Origin of the sequence: Micromonospora sp. WMMD980, assembly GCF_029626035.1 — a bacterium.
Taxonomy (GTDB): Bacteria; Actinomycetota; Actinomycetes; order Mycobacteriales; family Micromonosporaceae; genus Micromonospora.
This window is the reverse complement of sequence record NZ_JARUBE010000003.1, coordinates 3,601,793-3,626,873: the sequence shown is the minus strand read 5'-3', so window position 1 is coordinate 3,626,873 and position 25,081 is coordinate 3,601,793. Positions and strand designations below refer to the sequence as shown.

Below are 25,081 nucleotides of genomic sequence, written 5' to 3'. Positions count from 1 at the left end.
ACCCGTCCTCACCAGGAGCGTCATGGCCACCGACCTGACCACGCCGGCCCCGCCCCGGCAGCCCGACGTCGCCGGCATCCAGCGGCGTACCCTCCGGCTGCTCTTCCTCACCCAGATCGTCGGCGGCGTCGGCGTCGCCATCGGCATCTCGGTCGGCGCGCTGCTCGCCGCCCGGGTCGCCGGCACCGCCCTGGCCGGGCTGGCGCAGAGCGCCGCGGTGGTCGGTGCCGCGCTGCTCGCCGTACCGGTGACCCGGCTGATGTCGGCGCGCGGGCGGCGACCCGGTCTGGTCCTGGCCTACCTGGTCGGCGCGGTCGGCGGCGCGCTGGTGGTGGTCGCCGTGGTGACCGAACGGGTGCCGCTGCTCTTCGTCGGCATGTTGCTGTTCGGCGGCGGCACGGCGGCCAACCTCCAGGCCCGCTACACGGCCGTCGACCTGGCCGAGCCGGCGCGCCGGGGCCGGCAACTGTCGCTGGTGGTCTGGGCCACCACCATCGGCTCGGTGGCGGCGCCGAACTTCGCCGCGCTCGCCGACGACGTCACCCACGGCTGGGGCCTGCCGCTGCTGGCCGGCCCGTTCCTGGTCAGCGCCGTCGCGTTCACGGTGGCCGCCGGCGTACTCCTGGCCATGCTCCGGCCGGACCCGCTGCTCACCGCGCGCCGGCTGGCGGCGGCCGAGCCGGCACCGGCCGCCGGCCCCGCGCCGTCGGTCACCCGCCGCGGTGGCATGGTCGCCGCGTGGCGCACGGTACGCCGCCGGCCGGCCGCCCGGCTCGGCATCGCCGCGGTCGCGGTGGGGCACCTGGTGATGGTCGCGGTGATGTCGATGACCCCGGTGCACCTCGACGAGTGGCACTCCGACGCGGACCTGCTGCGCGTGGTCGGCGCCGTGCTCAGCCTGCACATCGCCGGCATGTACGCGTTCTCGCCGGTGGTGGGCTGGCTCACCGACCGGCTGGGCCGGCGGCCGGTGATCCTCGGCGGGGTGGCGTTCCTGCTTGCCGCGTGCGCGGTCGCCGGCGCCGCCGGGCACCGCACCCCGGCGCTCTCGGTGGGGCTGGCGCTGCTCGGGCTGGGCTGGTCGGGCACCATGGTGGCGGGCTCGACGTTGCTGTCGGAGTCGGTGCCCACCGCCGACCGGCCCGGCGTGCAGGGCCTGTCCGACCTGCTCATGGGGTTGGCCGGGGCGGGCGCGGCGGCGGTGAGCGGGTTCGTCATGCGGGCCGTGGGGTACCCGACGCTCACCCTGCTGGCGGCGATCGCGGTGGTGCCGCTGGTGGCGCTCGCGCTGCGGCGCCCCGGCGCGGGACCACTCGACGAGGAGGACTGAACACGTGCGGCTGACCGACTTCTGGACGCGGCTGGAGGAGGCGTTCGGGCCGGGTTACGCGGCCAGCATCGCCAGCGACCAGGTGCTCTCCCAACTGGGCGGGCGGACCGTCGAGCAGGCGCTCGCGGCCGGTGAGGAAACGCACGTGGTGTGGCGCGCGGTGGTCGCCGCGTATCCCGACCGCGTGCCCGCCCGACTACGCTGAGCAGCCTTTTCCTCGGTTCCGCGTGTCGCTTGCCCAGTCGTACACCTGTTCGGCTATTGTCCACAGCGGGGTGCTCGTCCACAGTTCGCGGCCCGTCGGCTGGTTTTCTGTCGGACCCAGCGCCTAGCGTGTCCCGCGTGACGCGAAGCTCAGGAAAGACGCCGGCGAAGGCAGGGGTGGCAACGATGGCGGCAGGTCCTGACCGGGAGAAGGCGCTCGACCTTGCTCTCGCTCAGATCGACAAGCAGTTCGGCAAGGGCTCGGTGATGCGGCTGGGGGAGCGGCCCGTCATCCAGACGGCGGTCACGCCGACCGGGTCCATCGCGCTCGACGTGGCGCTCGGCGTGGGCGGTCTGCCCCGCGGCCGGGTCGTCGAGATCTACGGTCCGGAGTCCAGCGGTAAGACCACTGTCGCCCTGCACGCGGTGGCCAACGCCCAGCGGGCGGGTGGCATCGCCGCGTTCATCGACGCGGAGCACGCGCTCGACCCGGAATACGCCAAGGCGCTCGGCGTCGACACCGACGCCCTGCTGGTCTCCCAGCCGGACACCGGCGAGCAGGCGCTGGAGATCACCGACATGCTGGTGCGCTCCGGCGCGATCGACATCATCGTGATCGACTCGGTCGCCGCGCTCGTGCCGCGCGCCGAGATCGAGGGCGAGATGGGCGACAGCCACGTCGGCCTCCAGGCCCGGCTGATGAGCCAGGCGCTGCGGAAGATCACCGGCGTGCTCAACAACACCGGCACCACGGCGATCTTCATCAACCAGCTCCGCGAGAAGATCGGCGTGATGTTCGGCAGCCCGGAGACCACGACCGGTGGCCGGGCGCTCAAGTTCTACGCCTCGGTCCGGCTCGACGTGCGCCGCATCGAGAGCCTGAAGGACGGCACCGACGTGGTCGGCAACCGCACCCGGGTCAAGGTCGTGAAGAACAAGGTCGCCGCGCCGTTCAAGCAGGCCGAGTTCGACATCATGTACGGCAAGGGCATCTCCCGCGAGGGCTCCCTGATCGACGTGGGCGTGGAGCAGGCGATCATCCGTAAGTCCGGCGCCTGGTACACCTACGACGGCGACCAGCTCGGCCAGGGCAAGGAGAAGGCCCGCGAGTTCCTCCGGGAGAACCCGGACGTCGCGGCCGAGATCGAGAAGAAGATCCTGGAGAAGCTCGGCGTCGGCACCGGCGGCACGGGCGACGCCGCCGGCGGCCCGGAGCTGCCGCCGGTCGACTTCTGATCCGCTGATCCGTGGCAGGACGACGTGCCCGCACGGGGCGGGGCTGGGATGCCGGCCCACCCCGTGCGGGTGACACCACCGGCGCGCCCCAGCCCCGCCGTGGGCGTCGCGGTCGCGCGGCGGAGCCCGAACCAGGGGAGGCTCCGGCTCCGCCGCGCGACGAGGCCGAGCTGGCCCGGGAGATCTGCCTGCGCCAGCTCGCCACCCGGCCGCGCACCCGGGCCGAGCTGGCCGGCGCGCTGGCCCGGCGGGGCATCTCCGAGGAGACCGCCGAGCGGGTGCTCGACCGCTACGACGAGGTGGGCATCGTCGACGACGCCGCGTTCGCCCGCGCCTGGGTGAGCAGCCGGCACAACGGCCGCGGGCTGGCCCGCCGGGCGCTCGCCAACGAGCTGCGCCAGAAGGGCGTCGACGGCGAGGTGGCCGGCGCCGCCCTGGACGGGCTCGACGAGGAGACCGAGGCCGAGACGGCCCGCGCCCTGGTGGACCGCAAGCTGCGCACCACCCGCGGCGAGCCCGACGCGGTGTTCCGGCGCCTGGTCGGCATGCTGGCGCGCAAGGGCTACCCGGCCGGCGTGGCGATCAGCGCGGTCAAGGACGCGCTCGCCGCGCAGAGCGCCGAGGCGGCCGAGTTCGCCGAGCACATCGACGCCGACGCGCTGGCCGACGCCGAGAACGACCTCGACGCCCGCCGGCACGACTGACCCGTGTCGGCCCACCGACCCTGGTCGAGGAGGGGTGCGTCCCGATGCTGAAGGGGTGCCTGAACGGTGGGCGGCGACGGGACGAGCACCCGGCCGTGCCGCTCACCGCGGCCGAGTTGGCGGCCGACGCCGTCCGCTGCGCGCGGGCCGGGGTGGCGGCGGTGCACGTGCACCCGCGTGACGACGGCGGTGCCGAGTCGCTCGCCCCGACGGTGGTCGCGACGGTTGTCGACGCCGTCCGCGCGGCGCGTCCCGGCCTGCCGGTCGGCGTGAGCACCGGCGCGTGGATCGTCGCCGACCCAACCGAGCGGGTGGCCGCGGTCCGCGCCTGGACGGTGTTGCCCGACTTCGCCTCCGTCAACGCCCACGAACCCGGCGCGGCGGCGGTCGCCGCGGCCCTGCACGAGCGTGGCGTGATGGTCGAGGCCGGCCTCTGGACGGTGGCGGCGGTCGACGCGTGGCGCCGCTGGTCGACGCCGACCGGGCGGGTCCTGGTCGAGTGCATGGCGGAGTCGGTCGAGGTGGCGCTCGCCGACGCGGCCGCGATCCTCGCCGCGCTGCCCGACCGGTGTCCGCCGGTGCTGCTGCACGGCGAGGGCCCGGCGACCTGGCCGGTGCTCGCCGAGGCGGTCCGCCGTGGCCTGCACACCCGGATCGGCCTGGAGGACACGCTGCTGCTGTCGGCCGGCACCACCGCGCCGGACAACGCGGCACTGGTCACGGCGGCCCGAGCCCTGGGCGCACGTTGACCGGGGCGTCCCGGGCGACCCTCGGGGCGAGTGGCGGCCGCGCCTTCGGCGTGATCGACACCAGCTCGGGGGAGTGGTGGGGTCGCGGGCCGTCGGATCCCACCATGTCGGCGAAACGGAGTGGATCATCGAGGTGCGGACGGCGGGCGGCCCGGCGCGGTGCCGGGCCGGTGCGACGGCAGGGTGCCTGAGCAGGCCGGAAAGGTCACGCTGCGATGACGGCCGGCGAGGTTTGTCCAAGCCTGTCCGGCATATTCTCACCTCTGGGTGACCGGTCAACTTCTCTCCGTCCGGGTGGTTTGATCATGACTCCTTGACCGAACGGCCCCTCGCGACCTAGCCTCGCCATACAGGCTCACTTTGCCCGACCAGCGCAGGCTAAGCGCACAACATAGATCTCGTAACAGAACAGCATCACTTTGGCCAGCTTCACCGGCCCTTGACGGTCGTTCCGGACCTGGTCCGGCGCGTCCGACAACTGCAACCGGCCGCCGGCGGTGCCCAACGAGGGGCACCGCCGACGGAAAGCTGTCCACAGCCAGCCGCTCCGGTCGGGCGTCCAGAGCCGCAGGCGCGTGCCCTTCGCGCGTGTCCTGCGGCGCCGACGTTCAGGGGAGGCGGCCATGGCGGGGCGGCACAGGTTCACCGGCGGTCTGCCACACGGTCCCGGTCGCTCCTCGCCGGGCGTCGGCACGGTGCCGTCCGGTCGGGAGACGCCGGTCGGAGCGGCGGCATGAGCGCCTTCGACGTCGTCCTCCTCGTGGTGGTGCTGCTGCTCGTCGCCGTGGTGATCGGCGCCGTGCTCTTCGGTGTCCGGGCGCTCAAGCGCTTCAGCCTGGCCCCCGCGCCGGAGGACCCGGCCTTCATCGCGGAGAAGGACCGCCAGGAGCAGTCCCTGGCCGCGCTGCGCACCGCCGCCGACGAGGTGAACAGCACCATCGACGTGGCGAAGTCGGCGGCCTCCGCGGCCCGTGCGGAGGCGGCCGGCGCGAAGGCCGAGGCGAAGGCCGCCCGGGCCGAGGCACGGCGGGTGCTCGACGACGCCCGCGCCGAGGCGGACACCGTGCTGGAACGGGCGCACAAGCAGGCCGAGGCGGACGCCGAGCAGCTTCGGGCGACCGCGCGGCGCAGCGGCGAGCGCGAGGTGGCGGTGCTCGCCGCCACCACCCGCGAACAGGCCGCCGAGGTCGAGCGGCGGGCCGTCCGGATGGACGAGCGGGAGCGGCTGCACACCGAGGAGGTGGAGCGGCTGGCCGAGCGGGAGCGGCAGCTCACCGCCGCCACCGCCGCGCTCGCCGCCCGGGAGGCCGCGCTGGCCGAGCGCGAGCGGGAGCTGACCCAGGTGGAGGAGCAGCGCCGCCGCGAGCTGGAGCGGGTGGCCGGGCTGACCGCCGACGCCGCCCGTGCCGAGCTGGTCGAGTCGATCGAGGGACAGGCGAAGCGGGAGGCCGCGCTGCTGGTCCGGGAGATCGAGTCCGACGCGCGGGGCACCGCCGAGCAGCGGGCCCGGCACATCGTGGTGGACGCCATCCAGCGGGTGGCCAGCGAGCAGACGGCGGAGAGCGTGGTCAGCGTCCTGCACCTGCCCGGCGACGAGATGAAGGGCCGGATCATCGGCCGGGAGGGGCGCAACATCCGCGCCTTCGAGTCGGTCACCGGCGTCAACCTGATCATCGACGACACCCCCGAGGCGGTGCTGCTCTCCTGCTTCGACCCGGTCCGCCGGGAGGTCGGCCGGCTCACCCTGGAGAAGCTGGTGCTGGACGGCCGGATCCACCCGCACCGGATCGAGGAGGTCTACGACCTGGCCCGCCACGAGGTGGAGGAGCTGTGCCACCGGGCCGCCGAGGACGCCCTGGTCGAGGTGGGCATCACCGAGATCCACCCGGAGCTGGTGAGCCTGCTGGGCCGGTTGCGCTACCGCACGTCGTACGGGCAGAACGTGCTCAAGCACCTGGTCGAGACCGCGCACATCGCCGGCACCATGGCCGCCGAGCTGCGGCTGGACGTGCCGACCATCAAGCGCTGCGCGTTCCTGCACGACATCGGCAAGGCGCTCACCCACGAGGTGGAGGGCAGCCACGCCATCATCGGCGCCGACCTGGCCCGCAAGTACGGCGAGAGCGAGGACGTGGTGCACGCCATCGAGGCGCACCACAACGAGGTGCCGCCGCAGACCATCGAGGCGGTCCTCACCCAGGCGTCGGACGCCTGCTCGGGCGGGCGGCCCGGGGCCCGGCGGGAGAGCCTGGAGGCGTACGTCAAGCGGCTGGAGCGGATCGAGGAGATCGCGGCCGGCAAGCTCGGCGTGGAGAAGGTCTTCGCCATGCAGGCCGGCCGGGAGATCCGGGTGATGGTGAAGCCGGACGACGTGGACGACATCGGTGCGGCGGTGTTGGCCCGGGACGTGGCGAAGCAGATCGAGGAGGAGCTGACCTATCCGGGGCAGATCCGGGTGACTGTGGTGCGCGAGTCCCGGGTCACCGAGATCGCCCGCTGACGGACGTACGCGAAAGGGCCGGCCGGATGCGTTCCGGCCGGCCCTTCCCGCTTCGTCGGTCAGCCGGCGCCGCCAGCGCCCTCGGCCTGGGAGGCCAGCGCGGCGGGCGGCGGGGTGGGCGCCGGGCCGGTGGTCCGGCGGCCCCGGGAGAGGCGGCGCTCGGCATACTGCGCGAGCTTCGACAGCGTGTAGTTGATGGCGATGAAGAGCACGGCGATCACGGTGTAGACCTGGATCGGGTTGCCCAGCACGCCGATGATCTGCTTGCCGATGTTGAGCGTCTCCTCGTAGCTGATGATGAAGCCCAGCGAGGTGTCCTTGAGCACCACCACGAGCTGGCTGATCAGCGCCGGCAGCATGATCCGGAAAGCCTGCGGCAGCAGGATCAGCCGGGTGCTCTGGAACGGGGAGAGCCCGATCGCGGCGGCGGCCTCGCCCTGGCCGCCGGGCAGCCCCTCCATGCCGGAGCGCAGGATCTCGGCGATGACCACCGCGTTGTAGACGGTCAGGCCGATGACGAGATACCAGAGGTTGTCGAACGAGATGCCGAACTCGGGGAAGCCGCGTGCCACGAAGAAGATGGTGATGACGACCGGCAGGCCGCGGAACACCTCGACGCAGATCCGGGTGATCACGGACAGCGTCCAGCTCAGCCCGCGCAGGAGGTAGGACAGCGGCGTGGCCAGGCCGGTGAAGCGCCGCCGGGTCAGGCTCTTGAGCTGGATCCGCAGCACGGCGATCAGAGTGCCGACGACGAGCGACGCGACGATGGCCAGCGCGGCGGCGGTCAGGGTGTTCTTCAGGCCGACCCAGAGCCGCTCCCAGACCTGGGAGAAGTTCTCGTTGGACGGGTCGATCAGCGGACCCCACAGCTCCATCGAGAGCTGGCCCTTGTCCGCGAGCGGCCGGTAGATCAGGAGGTACGCGCCCACCAGCACCACCACGACAGCGACCAGGCTGCTGATCAGCGTGATCCGGCGCTGGCGCGGGCCGGGTACGTCGTAGAGGACGCTGGTCTGCCGGCTCATCGGGCCACCGCCTGTCGCTTCTCGATCCGGTCCAGCAGGGCGCCGAGCGGCACCGTCATGATCAGATAGCCGACGGAGATGCCGATCGCCACCGGGATGAAGGCGTAGCCACCGGCGGAGGTGAGCTGGTCGGCGGTCTGGGAGAGGTCACCCACGACGCCGAAGAAGCCGACCAGGGCCGAGTTCTTGATCATTGCGATGATGACCGAGCCGAGCGGCACCACGGACGCCTTCCACGACTGCGGCAGCACCACGTGGCGCAGGTTCTGGCCGAACGTGAGACCCAGCGACCGGGCCGCCTCGGCCTGGCCGGCCGGAACCGCGTTCACGCCGGAGCGCAACGCCTCGCAGACGAACGCCGCCGTGTAGAGGACCAGGGCGATCAGCCCGAAGCGGAAGTAGGGCAGGTCCGTGCCGAGGCGGCTGAAGATCGCCTCCAGCCCCGGGATCCGCAGGAAGTTCGCGTTCGAGCCGAGCGCCGGCAGGCCGAACGCGGCGAAGAAGAGCACCACGGTCAGCGGCATGTTGCGGAAGATGTTCACGTAGGTGGTGCCGACGGCGCGCAGCGGCGGCACCGGCGAGATGCGCAGCACCGCCACGACGGCGCCCAGGATCAGGGCGCCGATCGCGGCGAGCACGCAGATCTGGAGGGTGAGCCAGAACCCGCCCGCGAAGACGTCGAACTTGTCGATGAGCACATTCACGGGTCGGTTTCCTCCCCACCCTCCGGATCGGACGGATCAGTAACGGTTGACGGTCGGCGCGTCGCCCAGCGTGGCGCCGAACTTGCCGGCGGTCTCGTCCCACGCCTTCTTCCAGCTACCGTCGGAGAAGGCCTTCTCCAGGGTGTCGTTGATGAAGTCACGGAAGTCGGTGTCCTCCTTCTTGACACCGATGCCGTAGGGCTCCTTGGTGAAGTTGTCGCCGGCCATCTTGAAGGACTCCTCGTCCTTGGCGATGTAGCCGAGCAGGATGACGTTGTCGGTGGTGACGGCGTCGACCTGCTTGCCCTTCAGGGCGTCGCGGCACTTGTCGTAGGTGTCGAAGAGCACCAGCTGGGTGGCGACGTCCTTGACGTACTTCTTGATCTCCTCGGCCGGGGTGGAGCCGGTGACCGAGCAGACCTTCTTGGTGCCGTCCTTGAACGAGTCCGGGCCGGTGATGGCGGTCTCGTCCTTGCGCACCATGATGTTCTGGCCGGCCTCGTAGTACGGGCCGGCGAAGGCGATGCGCTCCTTGCGCTTGTCGTTGATCGTGTAGGTGGCCGCGACCAGGTCGACGGTGCCGTTCACGATCACGTCCTCGCGGACCTTCGACGGCGTCTCGACGTACTCGATCTTGTCCTCGGGGATGCCGAGTTCCTTCACGATGAGCTTCGCGACCTCGACGTCGAAGCCCTCCGGCTTGCCCGACAGGCCCTTCTGGCCGAAGCCCGGCTGGTCGAACTTCGTGCCGACCTTGATCTTCTGGGCCTTGTTCAGCCGCTCCATCGTGCTGCCGGCGGCGAAGTCCTTGCTGCCGGCGCCGGTGCCCTCGTCGTCACCGTCGCCGCCGCAGGCGGCCAGGCCGAGCGCCAGAGTCGCCGCCGCGGCGACCGCGGCCACGCGCTTGTATCGCATACACATCTCCTTCTTCGACGGAGCCGCCCGGGGACGACTCCACTACGGACGCTCAGTGCGTGAGGATCTTGGAGAGGAAGTCCTTGGCCCGCTCGCTGCGCGGGTTCGCGAAGAACTCGGCCGGCGGGGCGTCCTCGACCAGTTGCCCGTCGGCCATGAAGACGACCCGGTTGGCGGCGTGCCGGGCGAAGCCCATCTCGTGCGTGACCACGACCATGGTCATGCCGTCGCGCGCCAGCGAGGTCATCACGTCGAGCACCTCGCCGACCATCTCCGGGTCGAGCGCGCTCGTCGGCTCGTCGAAGAGCATCGCCTTGGGCTGCATGGCGAGCGCGCGGGCGATCGCCACCCGCTGCTGCTGGCCGCCGGAGAGCTGCGCCGGGTACTTGTCCGCCTGGTTGGCGATGCCGACGCGGTCGAGCAGGGCCAGGCCGCGCTCACGGGCGGCGGCGGGCTTCTCCTTGCGGACCTTGACCGGACCGAGGGTGACGTTCTCCAGGATGGTCTTGTGCGCGAAGAGGTTGAACGACTGGAACACCATGCCGACCTCGCTGCGCAGCTTGGCCAGGGGCTTGCCCTCGGCCGGCAGCGGCTGCCCGTCGAACGTGATGGTGCCGGAGTTGATCGGCTCCAGGCGGTTGATGGCGCGGCACAGCGTCGACTTGCCGGAGCCGGACGGGCCGATCACCACGACCACCTCGCCCCGGCCGACGGAGAGGGACACGTCGTCGAGCACGTGCAGCGGCCCGAACCACTTGTTGACCCCGTCGAGCACGATCAGCGGGTCGCCCGTCGTCACGTCGTCCACCGTCCCTGTCGTCCGTGCCGGAACCGGGGTCGGTCGACCTCCGGTTGGGCAACTGTAGGCGGCCCGATGTGGCGGAACGCAACCCAGATGGTCACGGAGCGGTAACACCGGTCACCGGCGTGCCGGCGCGTCCGAATTCCGTCACCGACCGGTGCGTCCGAGTGGCGGTGAGGTCCGGTCGCGGAGATCATGAGGCGATGTCCGACACGTTCCGGCTGACCGACCACGCCCGCGGCGGCGGATGCGCCTGCAAGATCCCGCCGGGCGAGCTGGAGGCGATGGTCGCCGGTCTCGGCCCCGGCGGCGGCACCGCCGACCTGCTGGTCGGCCTGGAGAACGGCGACGACGCCGCGGTGGTGCGGTTGGACGAGCGCACCGGACTGGTGACCACGGCCGACTTCTTCACCCCGGTGGTCGACGACGCCTACGACTGGGGTCGCATCGCCGCCGCCAACGCGCTCTCCGACGTGTACGCGATGGGCGGCACCCCGCTGGTCGCGCTGAACCTGCTCTGCTGGCCGCGCGAGGTGCTGCCGCTGGAACTGGCCCGCGAGGTGCTGCGTGGCGGGCAGGACGTGGCCCGGGCGGCCGGCTGTCATCTGGCCGGCGGGCACAGCGTCGACGATGACGGCCCGAAGTACGGCCTGGCGGTCACCGGGGTGGTCCGCCCGGAGGAGCTGATCACCCTGGACGCCGGGCGGGCCGGGCTGCCGCTGTCGCTGACCAAGCCGCTCGGCGTCGGCGTGCTCAACACCCGGCACAAGCAGACCGGTGAGCGCTTCGCTGCGGCGGTCGAGTCGATGGCCCGGCTCAACCGGGACGCGGCCCGCGCGGCGGTCGAGGCCGGCATCCGGTGCGGCACCGACGTGACCGGTTTCGGGCTGCTCGGGCACGCCTCGAAGCTGGCCCGGGCCAGCCGGCTCACGGTCGCGATCGACACCGCCGCGGTGCCGTACCTGCCGGGCGCGCGGGAGGCGGTGCGCGACGGGTACGTCAGTGGTGGCACCCGGCGCAACCTGGAGTGGGTGACGCCGTGGACCGACGCCGGCGGCGCCGACGAGTCCGAGCGTCTGCTGTTGGCCGACGCGCAGACGTCGGGCGGGCTGCTGGTCGCCGGCGAGGTGCCCGGCGGCACGGTGATCGGCGAGCTGCTCCCGGCGAGCGACCACCTGATCCGGCTGCGCTGACGCGCCGCGTGACGTCGCCGGGCGGCGCACGATACCCGATAAACTGTCATCTTCCCGCTACTCAGGGCAACGTCGCCCAGGGAAATTTTGCCCGGAATGGTCACAGACCGGTAACTTGCCCCCGGTCGAGGTCAAATGCCCCCCACCATCGTCAGTAAGGCCCGATCCGGAGGCCGGTGGGACGAGCGCAGCGAGGAGGCGGCATGACCGAGCTGTGGAACTGGAGAATCGACGGCGGCGCGCCGGTGGAGGTCTACCCGGCGATGGCCGAGGCGCTCGGCCGGGTGGTGATGCCGCTCGCCGTCGCCGACCCGGTCCGGCTCCCCGCGTACGCGGTGGTCTGCGACGTGTGGGAGGCGCCCGGGGCGTACGGCACCGTGGTCGACTGTTACGGCGTGCCCGAACGCCTGGCCGAGCTGCCCGCGATCGCGGCGCTGGCCCGGGTGCTGGGCCGCAACTGCCTGATGCGCGACGACACGCTCGACGCCGGGCGGCACCTGCTGGTCGCCCCGGACGGCACGATCCGCCCGGTGCACTTCGACGTGGTCGAGACCGACGACGGTGAGGTGCTCAGCGGCCAACGACTCTGCACCGAGGCCGACCCCGGCTGCCGGGGCTGGTCGCGCTGCCACCGCTCGCGGTGGGCGCCGGACTCGGTCGGGCCGGCGCTCGCCGCCGCCTGACCGGGTCCGCCCCTCACCACCCGCCGCCCCACCCGGATACGCTGTCCGGGTCATGACTACCGCAGCCGCGGGCAGCCCGCGCACCTACCAGGTGCGCACGTACGGCTGCCAGATGAACGTGCACGACTCCGAGCGCATCTCCGGCCTCCTCGAGGACGCCGGATACGTGCGCGCCCCCGAAGCCGGCGAACAGCCCGACGTGGTGGTGTTCAACACCTGCGCGGTCCGGGAGAACGCCGACAACCGGCTCTACGGCAACCTGGGTCACCTGCGCCCGGTGAAGGCGAAGCACCCCGGCATGCAGATCGCCGTCGGTGGCTGCCTCGCCCAGAAGGACCGCGGCGAGATCGTCCGCAAGGCGCCCTGGGTGGACGTGGTCTTCGGCACGCACAACATCGGCTCGCTGCCGGCGTTGCTGGACCGGGCGCGGCACAACGCCGCCGCCGAGGTGGAGATCCTCGAATCGCTCGAGGTCTTTCCGTCCACGCTGCCGACCCGGCGCGAGTCGACGTACGCCGGTTGGGTCTCCATCTCGGTCGGCTGCAACAACACCTGCACGTTCTGCATCGTGCCGTCGCTGCGCGGCAAGGAGAAGGACCGCCGTCCCGGCGACGTGCTCTCCGAGGTGCGCGCGCTGGTCGACGAGGGCGTGCTGGAGGTGACGCTGCTCGGGCAGAACGTCAACTCCTACGGCGTGGAGTTCGGCGACCGTTACGCGTTCGGCAAGCTGCTGCGGGCCTGCGGCGACATCGACGGGCTGGAGCGCGTCCGGTTCACCAGCCCGCACCCGAAGGACTTCACCGACGACGTGATCGAGGCGATGGCCGAGACGCCGAACGTCTGCCACTCGCTGCACATGCCGTTGCAGTCCGGCTCCGACGACGTGCTGCGCGCGATGCGTCGCTCGTACCGGTCGGAGAAGTACCTCGGCATCATCTCCAAGGTCCGGGCGGCGATGCCGGACGCGGCGATCACCACCGACATCATCGTCGGCTTCCCCGGCGAGACCGAAGCCGACTTCGCCCGCACCCTCGACGTGGTCCGGGAGGCCCGGTTCTCCTCGGCGTTCACCTTCCAATACTCGAAGCGCCCCGGCACCCCGGCCGCCACCATGGACGGTCAACTGCCCAAGGCTGTCGTGCAGGAGCGCTACGAACGGCTGGTCGCCTGCGTCGAGGAGATCACCTGGGCGGAGAACCGCAAGCTGGTGGGCGAGACGGTCGAGGTGCTGGTCGCCGTCGGCGAGGGACGCAAGGACGAGCGCACCGGCCGGATGTCCGGGCGGGCCCGCGACGGCCGGCTCGTGCACTTCGCCACCGGCGAGTTGGCCGGGCGGATCCGTCCCGGCGACATCGTGCACACCGCCGTCACCTACGCGGCCCCGCACCACCTCAACGCCGACGGGGCGCCGCTGGCGCACCGGCGCACCCGGGCCGGCGACTCCGCCGAGGCGGGGCGCGCCCCCCGTACCCCCGGGGTGCTGCTCGGGTTGCCGACGATCGGCGCGCCGGCCGTGCCGCCCGCCCCCACCACCGGCGGTTGCGCCGTCCGCTGACCCGCACCGCCTCGACAGAAGGAGGGGCCCCCTGTTAACACCCGGTGTTAACAGGGGGCCCCTCCTCTACCGAATGCGTTAAGAGGGGGCCCCTCCTTACCCGCAGGCGGCGCTGTTGAGCTTGACGCCGGCGGGGTTCGCGGCGGTGCCGTTGGCGGTGAAGCCGACGGTGACCGACGCTCCCGCCGCCAGCGACGGCGACCAGCCCGGCGCCGCCGCCGTGACCGTGGTGCCGGACTGCGTGACGGTGGCGTTCCAGCCGCTGGCCAGCGTCACCCCGGACGGCCAGGTCCAGGTGACCGACCACGGATTCACCGCGCCCGAGCCGGTGTTCTTCACGGTCAGTTCGCCCTGGAAGCCACCGGCCCAGGCGTTGACCTGCTTGTAGCTGGCGGTGCACCCGCCGCTCGGTGCCGGCGTGGTCGGCGTCGGGCCGGGCGTGGTCGGGTTCGGCGTGGGGGAGCCGGTGCCGGTCGGCGTCGGGTTCGGGTTGCCGCCACCGGTCGGCGGGATCAGGTAGGGCTGGAGGATGGCCTGCTTGGCCTGGTTGACGGTGGTCCAGTCGTCGTTGGCGATGCCGCCGGTGTCACCCGAGTTGGGGTTCCACGACCAGTAGGTGAACGACATGCCGTTGACCCCGGTGCCGGTGTAGGCCATCAGGTTCTCCAGCCAGACCTTGTCCTTCGGGTCCTGGAGCGTGGTGCCGAACTCGCCCATCATGATCGGCGCGATGTTCTGCTTGTAGAGGTAACCCCAGTATTTGTCCCAGATCGCCGGCATGTTCGCCGGGTAGCTCGGGTCGTCGAACCAGGCCTGCCGGTAGACCGAGGTGGCGTACTCGTGCGGCGAGTAGACCAGCCGGTTGGCCACGTTCAGCCGGACCGGGAACTGCCCGGCCTTGGAGAGGTTGCCGCCCCACCAGCCGCAGTCCTCGTCGTTGCTGGGGTCGTTGTCCCAGACGTTCGACAGGCCGCCGCTCGGGCAGCTCACCCCCTCCACGAAGATCAGCCAGTTGGGCTGCACGCCGAGGATGGCGTTGCCGGCCCGCTCGGCGGCGAGCCGCCAGTCGCGGGCGGTGTCGCCACAGCCCCAGCAGGCGCCGGTGGCGGCCGGGTTGGTGCCCTCGGCGTGCGGCTCGTTGTGCAGGTCCGCGCCGATCACGGTGGGGTTGTTGGCGTACCGCTGGGCCATCGTCTTCCAGTCGTTGATCCAGGTCGCCTCGGAAACCCCCGAGGTGTACCAGAGCGGCGACTGCCCGGCCGAGGTCGGCCGGTGCCGGTCCAGGATGACCCGCATCCCCTTGCTGCCCGCGTAGTCGATGACCTTGTCCAGGATCTGCAGCGGGGAGAGCCCGATCAGGTCCGGGTTGACGAAGTCGTTGATCCCGGTCGCCGTGGCGCCGGGCTTGATCGCGTCGTTCGAGTAGGGGATGCGCAGCGTGTTGTAGCCCAGCCGCGCCATGGTGTCGAGTTGCCCGCGCCACGGGTTGCTCGACCACAGGCCGTGGAACGTCTTGTTGTCGGTCTCCATGCCGAACCAGTTGATGCCGGTGAGCCGGACGGTCGCGCCCGTGCTGTCGACGATCTTGTTGCCGCTGGTGTGCAGGTAGCCGGTTCCGGTGCCGCCGGCCGCCGCGGCGGCCGGGGTGGTGCTGACGGCCGCGGCGACCAGGATGCCGGCGGCGGCGGTGGCGAGCGCCGTCAGGGCGCCGCCGAGGGCGGTGCGTCGGTGCATGGAAGCTCCACTTCGGATGCCCGCGCCGCGCGAGCGCCGCGGGCGGCAGGACCAGGAGGCACGGCACGCTCGTCATCGAGTACGCGGACAGCGTCCACCGGGCCGTGACGTGGACGGCCACCCAGCGGGGAGGCACCGGCGACCCTCGACGGCGGTGATCAGCCGTCGACGCCCTCGCGCCGGTGTCGGAACCTGGCTCCGCCGCTCATTCTGATCAGCCCACCTCGATGCGTCAACCCGTGCCGGTCGCCCGGCTCCGGTCGCCCCGTGCCGGTCGCCCGGCTCCGGCCGCCGGCCTGCGCGGTCGGGTCGGCACGGGCTCGCGCGGCCGGCGGGCGTGTCCGGGCTGGCCGGCGCCGGGACGCGCGGGAGCCCCCGGGTCGGGCGACCCGGGGGCTCCGTCGTGCGTGCGTCAGCCAGCCTGCTCGGCGAGCTGGAGGAACTGCCGCTTCGAGGCGAGCGCCGACTCGGCCTCCTTGATCCGGCGGGCGTCGCCGGCGGCCTGGGCCCGGGCCAGCCGGTCCTCGGCCTCGGCGACCTGGGCGCGCATCTGCGCCAGCAGCGGGTTGTCCTCCTTGGAGGTGCGCCGCCACGCCGAGTCCATCACCTCACGGACCTTCTCGTCCACGGCCCGCAGCCGCCGCTCCAGACCGGCGGCCGCCTCGCGCGGCACCCGGCCGGCCTCGTGCCACTGGGCCTGGATCTCCCGCAGCTTGGCCTGGGCGCCCTTCGGGTCGCCGTCGACGTCGAGCGCCTCGGCCTCGGCCAGCAGCGCCTGCTTGCGCTCCAGGTTGCCCCGCTGCTCGTTGTCCCGCGCCGAGAAGACCTCGCTGCGCCTGGTGAAGAACTCGTCCTGGGCGGCCCGGAACCGTTCCCAGAGCTTCTGCTCGGCCTCCTTGGCGGCACGCGGCGCGGCCTTCCACTGGGCCATCAGGTCCTTGAGCTGGCCGGCGGTGACGCCCCAGTCGGTCGACTCCTTGAGCTTCTCGGCCTCGGCGACCAGCTCCTCCTTGACCGTCTGCGCCTGCTTGCGCTGCTGGTCGAGGGAGGCGAAGTGGGCGCCCCGGCGGCGGGTGAAGCCGTCGCGCGCGGCGGCGAACCGCTTCCACAGCTCACCGTCGGACTTCTTGTCGACGCCGCGGATGGTCTTCCACTCGTCGAGGATCTCCTTGAGCCGGTCGCCGGCGGTCTTCCAGCCGGTCGACTCGGCGGCCAGCTTCTCGGCCTCCTCGACCAGGGCGGTCTTGCGGGCCAGCGCCTCGCCCCGGGCGGCCTCGCGGGCCGCCTTGGCCTCGCCGGCCTTCTCCTCGGCGACCGTGGCCAGCTTGTCCAGCCGGGCGGCCAGAGCGTCGATGTCGCCGACCACGTGCGCCTCGGGCAGCGACGCCCGGATCCGGCGGATGGTGGTCAGCGAGCCGGCGGCGTCCGCCGCGCCCGAGTTGAGCCGGGCCTCGGTCAGGTCGACCTCCGTCACCAGGTCGGAGAAGCGCCGGGCGAAGTGGGCGAGCCCTTCCTCCGGGGCGCCCGCCTGCCAGGATCCGACCACCCGCTCGCCCTCGGCGGTCTTGACGTAGACGGTGCCGTCCTCGTCCACCCGTCCGAAGGCAGTCCAGTCGCTCATGTGCCCATCCTCGTTCTCCCGGCGTCGAGGGACCGGCCCCCGGTCGCCGCCACGGCGCAGCAAACTTTCTCCCGGCATTGTCACAGGTCCGCCCCCGTCCGTGTCGAGCGCCTGTCGTCGACCGTGACCATACGGTGTCGTACGCCCTCGATGACCGGATCGGCGCGGGGACGCACCGGGCGGCGACGATAGGTTGGAGCCGTGCCCCTGGTCGCCGCCGCCGTCTGCCCCCACCCGCCCCTGCTCGTGCCCGAGCTGGCCGGTGCCGCCGCGCCCGAGCTGGACGACCTGCGCGCCGCCGCCGACGCCGCGGTCGCCCGGCTGCTCGCCGCCGGGCCCGAGGTGATCGTGCTGCTCGGCGCGGGTCCCGGAACGGAACGTCACGGCACGGCCGACCACGGGTCGTTGCGCCCGTTCGGGCTGGACCGGTTCGTCCGGCTCTGGAGGGTCAACTGCTCGGGCGTCGACGGGCTTCCGCTGAGCCTCACCATCGGGGCCTGGCTGGTGAACCGGTCCGGCACCGAGCTGCCCCGGCTGGCCTGGTCGGTCGCCGCCGACGCCACCGTGGCCGAGGCGGTCGCGCTGGGCGCGACGCTGGTCCCGGACGGCGACCCCCGGTGCGCGCTGCTGGTGCTCGGCGACGGCTCGGCCTGCCGGGGCGTCACCGCGCCCGGCTACCACGACCCGCGCGCCGAGGCGTACGACGAGGGGGTCGCCACGGCCCTGGCCGGCGCGGACGCCGACGCCCTGCGCGGCCTGGACCCGGTGCTCTCGGCCGAGCTGCGCGTCGCCGGGCGGGCCGCCTGGCAGGTGCTGGCCGGCGCGGTCGACGCGGCGGGCGGCGACTGGCGCGGCGAGCTGGGCTACCACCGGGCGCCCTACGGCGTCGCCTACTTCGTGGCCAACTGGGAGCGGGTGTGAGCGGGACGGGTGGCGCGGTCGTCGCGGTGGTCGGGCCGACCGCGGCTGGGAAGTCGGCGTTGAGCATCGCGCTCGCGCACGCGCTCGACGGCGAGGTGGTCAACGCCGACTCGATGCAGCTCTACCGGGGCATGGACGTCGGCACCGCCAAGCTGACCCCGGCCGAGCGCGCCGGCGTTCCGCACCACCTGCTGGACATCTGGCCGGTGACCGAGCCGGCCAGCGTGGCGGAATACCAGAAGCTGGCCCGCGCGGCGGTCGACGACATCCTGGCCCGGGGGCGGGTGCCGCTGCTGGTCGGCGGTTCCGGGCTCTACGTGCGGGCGGTGCTGGAGCAGTTCGAGTTCCCCGGCACCGACCCGGCGCTGCGGGAACGGCTGGAGGCGGAGCTGGCCGAGGTGGGTCCGGCCCCGCTGCACGCCCGCCTGGCCGAGGCGGACCCGGAGGCGGCGGCCGGCATCCTGCCCAGCAACGGCCGGCGGATCGTCCGGGCGCTGGAGGTGATCGAGCTGACCGGCGCGCCGTTCACCGCGTCGCTGCCGGCGCCCACGCCCTACTACCCGTCCGTGCAGCTCGGGGTCGACCTGGAAACCGCCCGGCTGGACGAGTGGATCGCGCTGCGGGTCGACCGGATGTGGGCCGACGGCCTGGTCGACGAGGTGCGGACGCTGGTCGGTGCGGGGCTGCCCGCCGGGCGGACCGCCAGCCGGGCGCTCGGTTACCACCAGGTGCTGCGCTTCCTGGCCGGCGAGCTGACCGAAACCGAGGCGTACGAGGAGACGATCCGGGCGACCCGGCGCTTCGTCCGCCGGCAGCGTTCGTGGTTCCGGCGCGACCGACGGGTGCGTTGGCTCGACTCCGCCGCCTCGGGCCTCGTCGACACGGCCCTGCGAGCGGTCGCCGGGGATCGGGGATGATGGGGAGCGTGGAGTTCACCAAGGGGCACGGCACCGGCAACGACTTCGTCGTCCTGCCCGACCCGGACGGCACGCTCGATCTGACACCCGGCCTGGTCGCCGCGCTCTGCGACCGGCGGCGCGGGCTCGGCGGCGACGGCGTGCTGCGGGTGGTGCGCGCCGCGAAGCATCCCGACGGCGTCGCGCTGGCCGGCGAGGCCGGGTGGTTCATGGACTACTGGAACTCCGACGGCTCGTTCGCCGAGATGTGCGGCAACGGCGTCCGGGTGTTCGTGCGCTACCTGCTGGAGTCCGGGCTGGCCACCCCGTCGGGCGGGACGCTGCCGGTGGCCACCCGAGCCGGTGTGGTGCGGGCCCGTGTCGAGGGCCCGGACGTGGCGGTCGAGATGCGCCGCCCCCGCTTCCACGAGGCCGCCACCGCCTCCCTGGGCGGGCTGACCCTTACCGGCGCGGGGGTGGACGTCGGCAACCCGCACCTGGTGTGCGCGCTGCCCGCCGCGCTGGAGTTGGCCGGCCTGGACCTCACCCGCGCGCCCGAGGTGGACGCCTCGGTCTTCCCGACCGGGGTGAACGTCGAGTTCACCACGCCGGGCGAGCCGGTCGACGGCACCGACGCGCACGTGCTGATGCGGGTCTACGAGCGGGGCTCGGCCGAGACGCTGTCCTGCGGCACCGGGGCCTGCGCGGTGGCGGCGGTGGCCCTGCGGGATGCCGGCCGGGAGACCGGCGTCGTGGCGGTGGATGTCCCCGGCGGTCGCCTCACGGTCACGGTCACGGCCGACTCGTGCTGGCTGTCCGGCCCCGCCGTGCTGGTGGCCACCGGAACCCTCACCCGCGGCGCCCTGCGCCGCTGACGCGCGGCAGCGGCGGGGCGCGACACTGCGGCGCTGCGGATGACGACGCAGCGTGACACCGCCCCGATTGATGTTCACTTTTGGGTGGTATGCCTCTCGGTCATATTTATGACGGAGAGGCATACCGCTTTCAGGTTGATTCTTCTTTCCCGAACCGACATGCCGAGGGTGCACACGCCGAGGGTGCCTCGGACTTCTGCCCGGCCTGGCGTGTCGTGAGCCCCGTTGCCGCGGGCGGCGTCGAGGTCGACCCCGCCCTCCGCGGTGCGGCTGGCCCGGCGGTGTCCAGATCAGCCGATCCGCGGGGCCGGGTTCGGGGCGACAGACTCGGCCGGCGGACCTGGCCGGCAGGTTCCGCCGGCAGGTTCCGCCGGCAGATCCGGGCGGCGGGTTCGGGCGGGTGCCCGTCGCGGGTCGGAGGTCGACCGCGTGGGTCGGGGACGCTGGACCCGCGTGGGTCGGGGAGCTGGACCGCGTGGGTCGGGACGCCGGGCCGCGCGGTCGGTCCGCGCGGCGGGAGGCCCGGCCGCCGAGGGAAGCGGGCCTCAGGGGGTGGCGCTGGCGTTGGCGGCGATCTCGGGGAGGTCGGCGGGGCCCGGGTCGGCGGCCGGCGGCGGCGTGACGGCCGGGTTCTGCGCGGCGGCGCGCACTGCGGCGGCCACCGCGGGCGCGACCCGCGAGTCGAAGACGCTCGGCACGATCACCGTCGGGTTGATCTTCTCCTCGCCGACCACGTCGGCGATGGCCCGGGCCGCCGCGATCGCCATCTCCTCGGTGAACTCCTCGGCGTGCGCGTCGAGCATGCCGCGGAACACGCCCGGGAAGGCGAGCACGTTGTTGATCTGGTTCGGCTGGTCCGAGCGGCCGGTGGCCACGACGGCGGCGTGCTTGCGCGCCTCCCGCGGGTCCACCTCCGGGTCCGGGTTGGCCAGCGCGAAGACGATCGCGTCCTTCGCCATCGCGGCGACGTCCTCGCCGGTGAGCAGGTTGGGCGCGCTCACCCCGATGAACACGTCCGCGCCGCGCACCGCGCCGGCCAGGTCGCCGGCGTAGTTCTCCCTGTTGGTGTTCTCGGCCAGCCACTGCCAGGCCGGGTTGAGGTCGGGCAGCCCGCGGTGCAGGGCGCCCTGCCGGTCGTACGCGATGATGTCGCCCACGCCCTGGCGCAGCAGCAGCTTCATGATCGCGGTGCCGGCCGCGCCGGCGCCGGAGACCACGACCCGGACGTCCGTGAGCTGCTTGCCCACGACGCGCAGCGCGTTGGTGAGCGCGGCCAGCACGCAGATCGCGGTGCCGTGCTGGTCGTCGTGGAAGACCGGGATGTCCAGCGCCTCGCGCAGCCGGGCCTCGATCTCGAAGCAGCGCGGCGCGGCGATGTCCTCCAGGTTGATCCCGCCGTACGCCGGGGCGATGGCCTTGACGATCGACACGATCTCGTCGGTGTCCTGGGTGTCCAGCACCACCGGCCAGGCGTCCACCCCGCCGAAGCGCTTGAACAGCGCGGCCTTGCCCTCCATCACCGGGAGCGAGGCGGCCGGCCCGAGGTTGCCCAGGCCGAGCACCGCCGAGCCGTCGCTGACCACGGCCACCGTGTTGCGCTTGATGGTGAGCCGGCGGGCGTCGGCCGGGTTGTCGGCGATCGCCTGGCAGACCCGGGCCACCCCCGGGGTGTACGCGCGGGACAGCTCGTCGCGGGTGCGCAGCGCGACCTTCGGGGTGACCTCGATCTTGCCGCCGAGGTGCAGCAGGAACGTCCGGTCGGAGACCTTGCGCACGTCCACCCCGTCGAGACCGGTGAGCGCGTCGACGACCTGGTCGGCGTGGCCGGCGTCGGCGGTGTCGCAGGTCAGGTCGACGATCACGTTGGTCGGGTCGGAGTCGACCACGTCCAGCGCGGTGACGATGGCGCCGGCCTCGCCCGCCGCGGTGGTCAACCGGCCGATGGAGGAGGCGTCCGCGGGTACCGCGATCCGGATCGTGATCGAGAATCCGGCACTCGGCAGTCGGGTGATGGCCACGCGAAAACACTCCTCCGTCGGCGCTGAGCGGCTCGACTGGCATTTCTACCCGCAGGTCCGCACCCGCCGGCAGCCGGCCCCGCTACCGGTGGGTAGCGCCACGGGCATAACGCGGGTGCGCGCGGCGTTGTCACATGTCAGGATTGCTGTCACGCGCCGAAAATTCTCGGCGATGCACATAACGGACAGGAGACGCAGTTTGCGCGAGCAGGAGACCTTCCATCCCTACGAGGACGACGAGCTCGACGCCACCACGGGTGACTACGAGCTGTCGGAGCGGCAGGCGCTGCGGCGGGTCCCCGGCCTCTCCACCGAGCTGACCGACATCACCGAGGTCGAATACCGCCAGCTCCGGCTGGAGCGGGTCGTCCTGGTGGGCGTCTGGACCGAGGGGAACCAGTCCGACGCGGAGAACAGCCTCACCGAGCTGGCGGCGCTCGCCGAGACGGCCGGCTCGCAGGTGCTCGAAGGGCTGATCCAGCGCCGCAACCGGCCGGACCCGGCCACCTACATCGGTCGGGGCAAGGTCGACGACCTGAGCGGGGTGGTGCTCTCCACCGGCGCCGACACGGTCATCTGCGACGGTGAGCTGTCCCCGTCGCAGCTTCGCAACCTGGAGCAGCGCACCAAGGTCAAGGTGGTCGACCGCACCGCCCTGATCCTCGACATCTTCGCCCAGCACGCCAAGAGCAAGGAAGGCAAGGCGCAGGTCGAGCTGGCCCAGCTCGAATACCTGCTGCCGCGCCTTCGTGGTTGGGGTGAGAGCCTGTCGCGGCAGACCGGTGGTAGCGGTCGCGGCGGTGGCGCCGGTGGCGGCGTGGGCCTGCGTGGTCCCGGTGAGACCAAGCTGGAGACCGACCGGCGCCGGATCCGGCACCGGATCGCCCGGCTGCGCCGCGAGATCAAGGGCATGACCACGGTACGCCAGACCAAGCGCGCCCGGCGGTCCCGCAACGCGGTGCCCGCGGTGGCCATCGCCGGCTACACCAACGCCGGCAAGTCCAGCCTGCTCAACCGCCTCACCGGCGCGGGCGTGCTGGTGGAGAACGCGCTGTTCGCCACGCTGGACCCGACCACCCGCCGGGCGACGACCTCCGACGGTCGGCTCTACACACTCTCCGACACGGTCGGGTTCGTCCGGCACCTGCCGCACCAGATCGTCGAGGCGTTCCGCTCGACGCTCGAGGAGGTCGGCGACGCCGACCTGGTGGTGCACGTGGTCGACGGCACCCATCCGGATCCGGAGGAGCAGGTCCGGGCGGTCCGCGAGGTGCTCGCCGAGGTGGGTGCCGACCGGCTGCCGGAGCTGCTGGTGGTGAACAAGACCGACGCCACCGACGAGGAGACGATGCTGCGGCTCAAGCGGCTCTGGCCGGACGCGGTGTTCGTCTCCGCGCACACCGGGCGCGGGGTCGACGAGCTGCGCGAGGCGGTCGAGCGGCGGCTGCCGCGGCCGGCCGTCGAGGTGCGCGCGGTGCTCCCCTACGACCGGGGCGACCTGGTGGCCCGGGTGCACCGGCAGGGTGAGGTGCTGAGCACCGCGCACCTGCCCGAGGGCACGCTGCTGCACGTGCGGGTGGGTCAGGCGCTCGCCGCCGAGCTGGCCCCGTACCGCGCGGGTGACCGGCTCACCAGCGAGGAGCGGGTGGGCGCCGGACGGTGAGCCGTCCGGCGCGTCACCCGCCGGAAACCCGGGTCGTGCGACACTGAGCGCCATGCGGCACGTTGTCTCCTCGGTCACGCTCGCGCTCGGCCTGGTCGGCGCGGTCGTGGCGCCGGCCGGGCCGGTTTCGGCGGCTCCCGCCGCGGCCCCGATGCTGGCCGCGGCTCCCAAGAAGAAGTGCACCGTCACCGACGATCGTCTGCGTGAGCTGTCCGGGCTGGTCGCCACCAGCGGTGGCTACGTCGTCATCAACGACGGCTCCGACGACCCCGGTCGCAAGCGGGTCTTCTACCTGGACGCCAAGTGCAAGGTCGACAAGGAGGTCCGATACTCCGGTGACGGGCCCCTCGACACCGAGGACCTGGCGCTCGGTCCGGACGGCAAGACGCTCTGGATCGCCGACACCGGCGACAACATCGAGAAGAAGACCCGACGCGAGCGCGTCGCGGTCTGGACGATGCCGCTGAGCGGGTCGAAGGAGCCGGTGCTGCACCGGCTCAGCTATCCGGGCAAGGAGCCGCACGACGCCGAGGCGCTGGTGGTCGGCGACGACAACCTGCCACTGGTGATCACAAAAGAGCTCTCCGGCAAGTCGGAGATCTTCACGCCGACCGTGAAGCTGAAGGCGAGCGGCGACACCGAGCCGATCCCGATGAAGAAGGTCGGCGAGGTCACCCTGCCGAAGACCAACACCGAGAACAAGCTCGGCACGCCCGGCCGGCTGCTGGTCACCGGCGCGACCCGGTCGCCCGACGGCACGAAGGTCGTGCTGCGCACCTATTCGGACGCGTTCGAGTTCGACGTGGCCGGCGGTGACCTGGTCAAGGCGCTCACCTCCAGCAAGCCCCGGGTGACCCCATTGGCGGACCCGTTCGGCGAGGCCATCTCCTACACGCCGGACGGCAAGGCGTTCGTCACCGTCTCCGACGGCGGCTCCCTGGACCCGGCCGACCCGATCGACATCCTCGGTTACACGCCGGCCACCACCGGGGTCGAGGCGCTGCCCAACGGCGGCAAGGTCGAGACCAAGCCGGCCGCCCAGAAGTCCTGGCTCGAAGGGCTCTCGCTCGACGAGATCACGTACCTGATCGCCGCGGTCGGGGTGCTCGGCGCGCTCCTGGTCGGCGCCGGGGTGTTCGGCATTCTGCGGGCCCGGCGCAAGCCGGCGCCCGCCGCGCCGGCCGGCGGGTCGGAGCGCAGCGGCGAGTTCCCGGTGAACGGCGGCTTCCCGGCGGACGACCGGTCGGACGCCGCGGCGCGCGGCGGGGTCTACGGCGGCGGTCAGGCCGGCGGGGTCTACGGCGGGTCGGCGGGCGGCGACCGGCCGGCGGCCGGCGGGGTCTACGGCGCTGGCCGTCCCCAGGGCGGCGCGGTGTACGGCGGTGCGGCGCAGGGCGGCGGCGGTCGCCCGCCCGGTGGTGCCCAGGGTGGTCGTCCGCAGGGTGGTGGGCGTCCCCACGGTGGTCGTCCGGCCGGCGTCGGTGGGGGCGGTCCCCAGGGCGGTGGCGTCTACGGCGGTGGCGGCGGTCAGGGTGGTGTCTACGGCGGCGGCCGCGGTGGCGGGCCGGGTGGCGCCGGACATCGCGGGCAGCCGGGCGGCGGCCGGCGGGGGGACGGTAGTCGGGCCGAGCCGCCGCGTCGGGATCCGCGCGGCGCCCGTCCCGACGACGGCTACGGCGACGCCGGCCGGTACGGGCCGGTTCCCGGCGGCCGGGAGCCCCGCGGCGACCGCTACTGAGTGTCGACACGA

21 protein-coding genes are annotated in these 25,081 nt (G+C 72.9%); 14 read left to right on the top strand and 7 right to left on the bottom strand.

Annotated features, from left to right (window positions below; genetic code table 11):
- Nucleotides 1–22: 22 nt before the first annotated feature.
- From O7618_RS16945 to rny, 6 genes are all read left to right on the top strand, one after another.
- Nucleotides 23–1,330: an MFS transporter gene (locus O7618_RS16945; RefSeq protein WP_278107066.1), complete on the top strand. Its 1,308-nt coding sequence runs from the start codon at nucleotides 23–25 to the stop codon at nucleotides 1,328–1,330.
- Between the two features lie 4 nt (nucleotides 1,331–1,334).
- The gene (locus tag O7618_RS16940) at nucleotides 1,335–1,535 is read left to right on the top strand and encodes a DUF3046 domain-containing protein (RefSeq protein WP_018785963.1); all 201 of its coding nucleotides are present in this window, start codon (nucleotides 1,335–1,337) and stop codon (nucleotides 1,533–1,535) included.
- 185 nt (nucleotides 1,536–1,720) lie between these two features.
- Nucleotides 1,721–2,770, top strand: coding sequence for a recombinase RecA (gene recA, locus O7618_RS16935; RefSeq protein ID WP_278107065.1), 1,050 nt, complete (start codon nucleotides 1,721–1,723; stop codon nucleotides 2,768–2,770).
- 11 nt (nucleotides 2,771–2,781) lie between these two features.
- Nucleotides 2,782–3,474 (top strand): regulatory protein RecX, encoded by a 693-nt coding sequence (locus O7618_RS16930; protein WP_278107064.1) that lies wholly within the window; start codon nucleotides 2,782–2,784, stop codon nucleotides 3,472–3,474.
- 44 nt (nucleotides 3,475–3,518) lie between these two features.
- Nucleotides 3,519–4,223, top strand: a complete 705-nt coding sequence (locus O7618_RS16925) for a 3-keto-5-aminohexanoate cleavage protein (RefSeq protein WP_278107063.1) — start codon at nucleotides 3,519–3,521, stop codon at nucleotides 4,221–4,223.
- Between the two features lie 733 nt (nucleotides 4,224–4,956).
- A complete protein-coding gene (rny, locus tag O7618_RS16920; protein ID WP_278107062.1) occupies nucleotides 4,957–6,723 on the top strand; it encodes a ribonuclease Y in 1,767 nt (588 codons plus the stop codon).
- 59 nt (nucleotides 6,724–6,782) lie between these two features.
- Here rny and O7618_RS16915 read toward each other — a convergent pair whose 3' ends face one another.
- Genes O7618_RS16915 through O7618_RS16900 form a run of 4 tightly spaced genes read right to left on the bottom strand, consistent with a single transcriptional unit; the run spans nucleotide 6,783 to nucleotide 10,178 of the window.
- Nucleotides 6,783–7,751, bottom strand: a complete 969-nt coding sequence (locus O7618_RS16915; protein WP_278107061.1) for an amino acid ABC transporter permease — start codon at nucleotides 7,749–7,751, stop codon at nucleotides 6,783–6,785.
- On the bottom strand, nucleotides 7,748–8,455 hold the full coding sequence (locus tag O7618_RS16910) for an amino acid ABC transporter permease (RefSeq protein WP_278107060.1): 708 nt from the start codon (nucleotides 8,453–8,455) through the stop codon (nucleotides 7,748–7,750). Before O7618_RS16910 ends, O7618_RS16915 begins: the two co-directional genes overlap by 4 nt.
- Before the next feature lie 36 nt (nucleotides 8,456–8,491).
- Nucleotides 8,492–9,370: a glutamate ABC transporter substrate-binding protein gene (locus O7618_RS16905; RefSeq protein ID WP_278107059.1), complete on the bottom strand. Its 879-nt coding sequence runs from the start codon at nucleotides 9,368–9,370 to the stop codon at nucleotides 8,492–8,494.
- Nucleotides 9,371–9,422: 52 nt separating this feature from the next.
- Entirely contained in the window at nucleotides 9,423–10,178 is a 756-nt protein-coding gene (locus O7618_RS16900; protein WP_278107058.1) for an amino acid ABC transporter ATP-binding protein, read from the bottom strand.
- Nucleotides 10,179–10,375: 197 nt separating this feature from the next.
- Between O7618_RS16900 and selD the strand changes: the two genes are divergently transcribed.
- The 3 genes from selD (at nucleotide 10,376) to miaB (ending at nucleotide 13,603) form a co-directional block, all read left to right on the top strand.
- Nucleotides 10,376–11,365, top strand: a complete 990-nt coding sequence (selD, locus tag O7618_RS16895) for a selenide, water dikinase SelD (protein WP_278107057.1) — start codon at nucleotides 10,376–10,378, stop codon at nucleotides 11,363–11,365.
- 203 nt (nucleotides 11,366–11,568) lie between these two features.
- The gene (locus tag O7618_RS16890; protein ID WP_278107056.1) at nucleotides 11,569–12,048 is read left to right on the top strand and encodes a hypothetical protein; all 480 of its coding nucleotides are present in this window, start codon (nucleotides 11,569–11,571) and stop codon (nucleotides 12,046–12,048) included.
- A 52-nt stretch (nucleotides 12,049–12,100) separates the two neighbouring features.
- Nucleotides 12,101–13,603, top strand: coding sequence for a tRNA (N6-isopentenyl adenosine(37)-C2)-methylthiotransferase MiaB (gene miaB, locus O7618_RS16885; protein WP_278107055.1), 1,503 nt, complete (start codon nucleotides 12,101–12,103; stop codon nucleotides 13,601–13,603).
- Between the two features lie 96 nt (nucleotides 13,604–13,699).
- Here miaB and O7618_RS16880 read toward each other — a convergent pair whose 3' ends face one another.
- Both O7618_RS16880 and O7618_RS16875 read right to left on the bottom strand, forming a co-directional pair.
- Nucleotides 13,700–15,337 (bottom strand): cellulase family glycosylhydrolase, encoded by a 1,638-nt coding sequence (locus O7618_RS16880; protein ID WP_278107054.1) that lies wholly within the window; start codon nucleotides 15,335–15,337, stop codon nucleotides 13,700–13,702.
- A gap of 412 nt (nucleotides 15,338–15,749) precedes the next feature.
- Nucleotides 15,750–16,958, bottom strand: coding sequence for a DUF349 domain-containing protein (locus O7618_RS16875; protein ID WP_278107053.1), 1,209 nt, complete (start codon nucleotides 16,956–16,958; stop codon nucleotides 15,750–15,752).
- 201 nt (nucleotides 16,959–17,159) lie between these two features.
- Between O7618_RS16875 and O7618_RS16870 the strand changes: the two genes are divergently transcribed.
- Genes O7618_RS16870 through dapF form a run of 3 tightly spaced genes read left to right on the top strand, consistent with a single transcriptional unit; the run spans nucleotide 17,160 to nucleotide 19,650 of the window.
- Nucleotides 17,160–17,879: a hypothetical protein gene (locus O7618_RS16870; RefSeq protein ID WP_278107052.1), complete on the top strand. Its 720-nt coding sequence runs from the start codon at nucleotides 17,160–17,162 to the stop codon at nucleotides 17,877–17,879.
- A complete protein-coding gene (gene miaA / locus O7618_RS16865) occupies nucleotides 17,876–18,796 on the top strand; it encodes a tRNA (adenosine(37)-N6)-dimethylallyltransferase MiaA (RefSeq protein ID WP_278107051.1) in 921 nt (306 codons plus the stop codon). The genes O7618_RS16870 and miaA overlap by 4 nt, the downstream gene beginning before the upstream one ends.
- 8 nt (nucleotides 18,797–18,804) lie before the next feature.
- Nucleotides 18,805–19,650, top strand: coding sequence for a diaminopimelate epimerase (dapF, locus tag O7618_RS16860; RefSeq protein WP_278107050.1), 846 nt, complete (start codon nucleotides 18,805–18,807; stop codon nucleotides 19,648–19,650).
- A 545-nt stretch (nucleotides 19,651–20,195) separates the two neighbouring features.
- Here the strand turns inward: dapF and O7618_RS16855 are convergent.
- Nucleotides 20,196–21,668, bottom strand: coding sequence for an NAD-dependent malic enzyme (locus O7618_RS16855; RefSeq protein WP_278107049.1), 1,473 nt, complete (start codon nucleotides 21,666–21,668; stop codon nucleotides 20,196–20,198).
- 172 nt (nucleotides 21,669–21,840) lie between these two features.
- Here O7618_RS16855 and hflX point away from each other — a divergent pair, with 172 nt between their 5' ends.
- A complete protein-coding gene (gene hflX / locus O7618_RS16850; protein ID WP_278107048.1) occupies nucleotides 21,841–23,331 on the top strand; it encodes a GTPase HflX in 1,491 nt (496 codons plus the stop codon).
- A gap of 52 nt (nucleotides 23,332–23,383) precedes the next feature.
- Entirely contained in the window at nucleotides 23,384–25,069 is a 1,686-nt protein-coding gene (locus O7618_RS16845; RefSeq protein WP_278107047.1) for a hypothetical protein, read from the top strand.
- Nucleotides 25,070–25,081 lie beyond the last annotated feature (12 nt).

Coding starts and splice junctions, on each gene's coding strand:
- O7618_RS16880 (WP_278107054.1), bottom strand. CDS start 15,337: ATGCACCGACGCACCGCCCTCGGCGGCGCCCTGACGGCGCTCGCCACC.
- O7618_RS16875 (WP_278107053.1), bottom strand. CDS start 16,958: ATGAGCGACTGGACTGCCTTCGGACGGGTGGACGAGGACGGCACCGTC.
- hflX (WP_278107048.1), top strand. CDS start 21,841: ATGCACATAACGGACAGGAGACGCAGTTTGCGCGAGCAGGAGACCTTC.
- O7618_RS16915 (WP_278107061.1), bottom strand. CDS start 7,751: ATGAGCCGGCAGACCAGCGTCCTCTACGACGTACCCGGCCCGCGCCAG.
- O7618_RS16845 (WP_278107047.1), top strand. CDS start 23,384: ATGCGGCACGTTGTCTCCTCGGTCACGCTCGCGCTCGGCCTGGTCGGC.
- miaB (WP_278107055.1), top strand. CDS start 12,101: ATGACTACCGCAGCCGCGGGCAGCCCGCGCACCTACCAGGTGCGCACG.
- O7618_RS16890 (WP_278107056.1), top strand. CDS start 11,569: ATGACCGAGCTGTGGAACTGGAGAATCGACGGCGGCGCGCCGGTGGAG.
- rny (WP_278107062.1), top strand. CDS start 4,957: ATGAGCGCCTTCGACGTCGTCCTCCTCGTGGTGGTGCTGCTGCTCGTC.
- O7618_RS16925 (WP_278107063.1), top strand. CDS start 3,519: ATGCTGAAGGGGTGCCTGAACGGTGGGCGGCGACGGGACGAGCACCCG.
- selD (WP_278107057.1), top strand. CDS start 10,376: ATGTCCGACACGTTCCGGCTGACCGACCACGCCCGCGGCGGCGGATGC.
- O7618_RS16905 (WP_278107059.1), bottom strand. CDS start 9,370: ATGCGATACAAGCGCGTGGCCGCGGTCGCCGCGGCGGCGACTCTGGCG.
- O7618_RS16945 (WP_278107066.1), top strand. CDS start 23: ATGGCCACCGACCTGACCACGCCGGCCCCGCCCCGGCAGCCCGACGTC.
- recA (WP_278107065.1), top strand. CDS start 1,721: ATGGCGGCAGGTCCTGACCGGGAGAAGGCGCTCGACCTTGCTCTCGCT.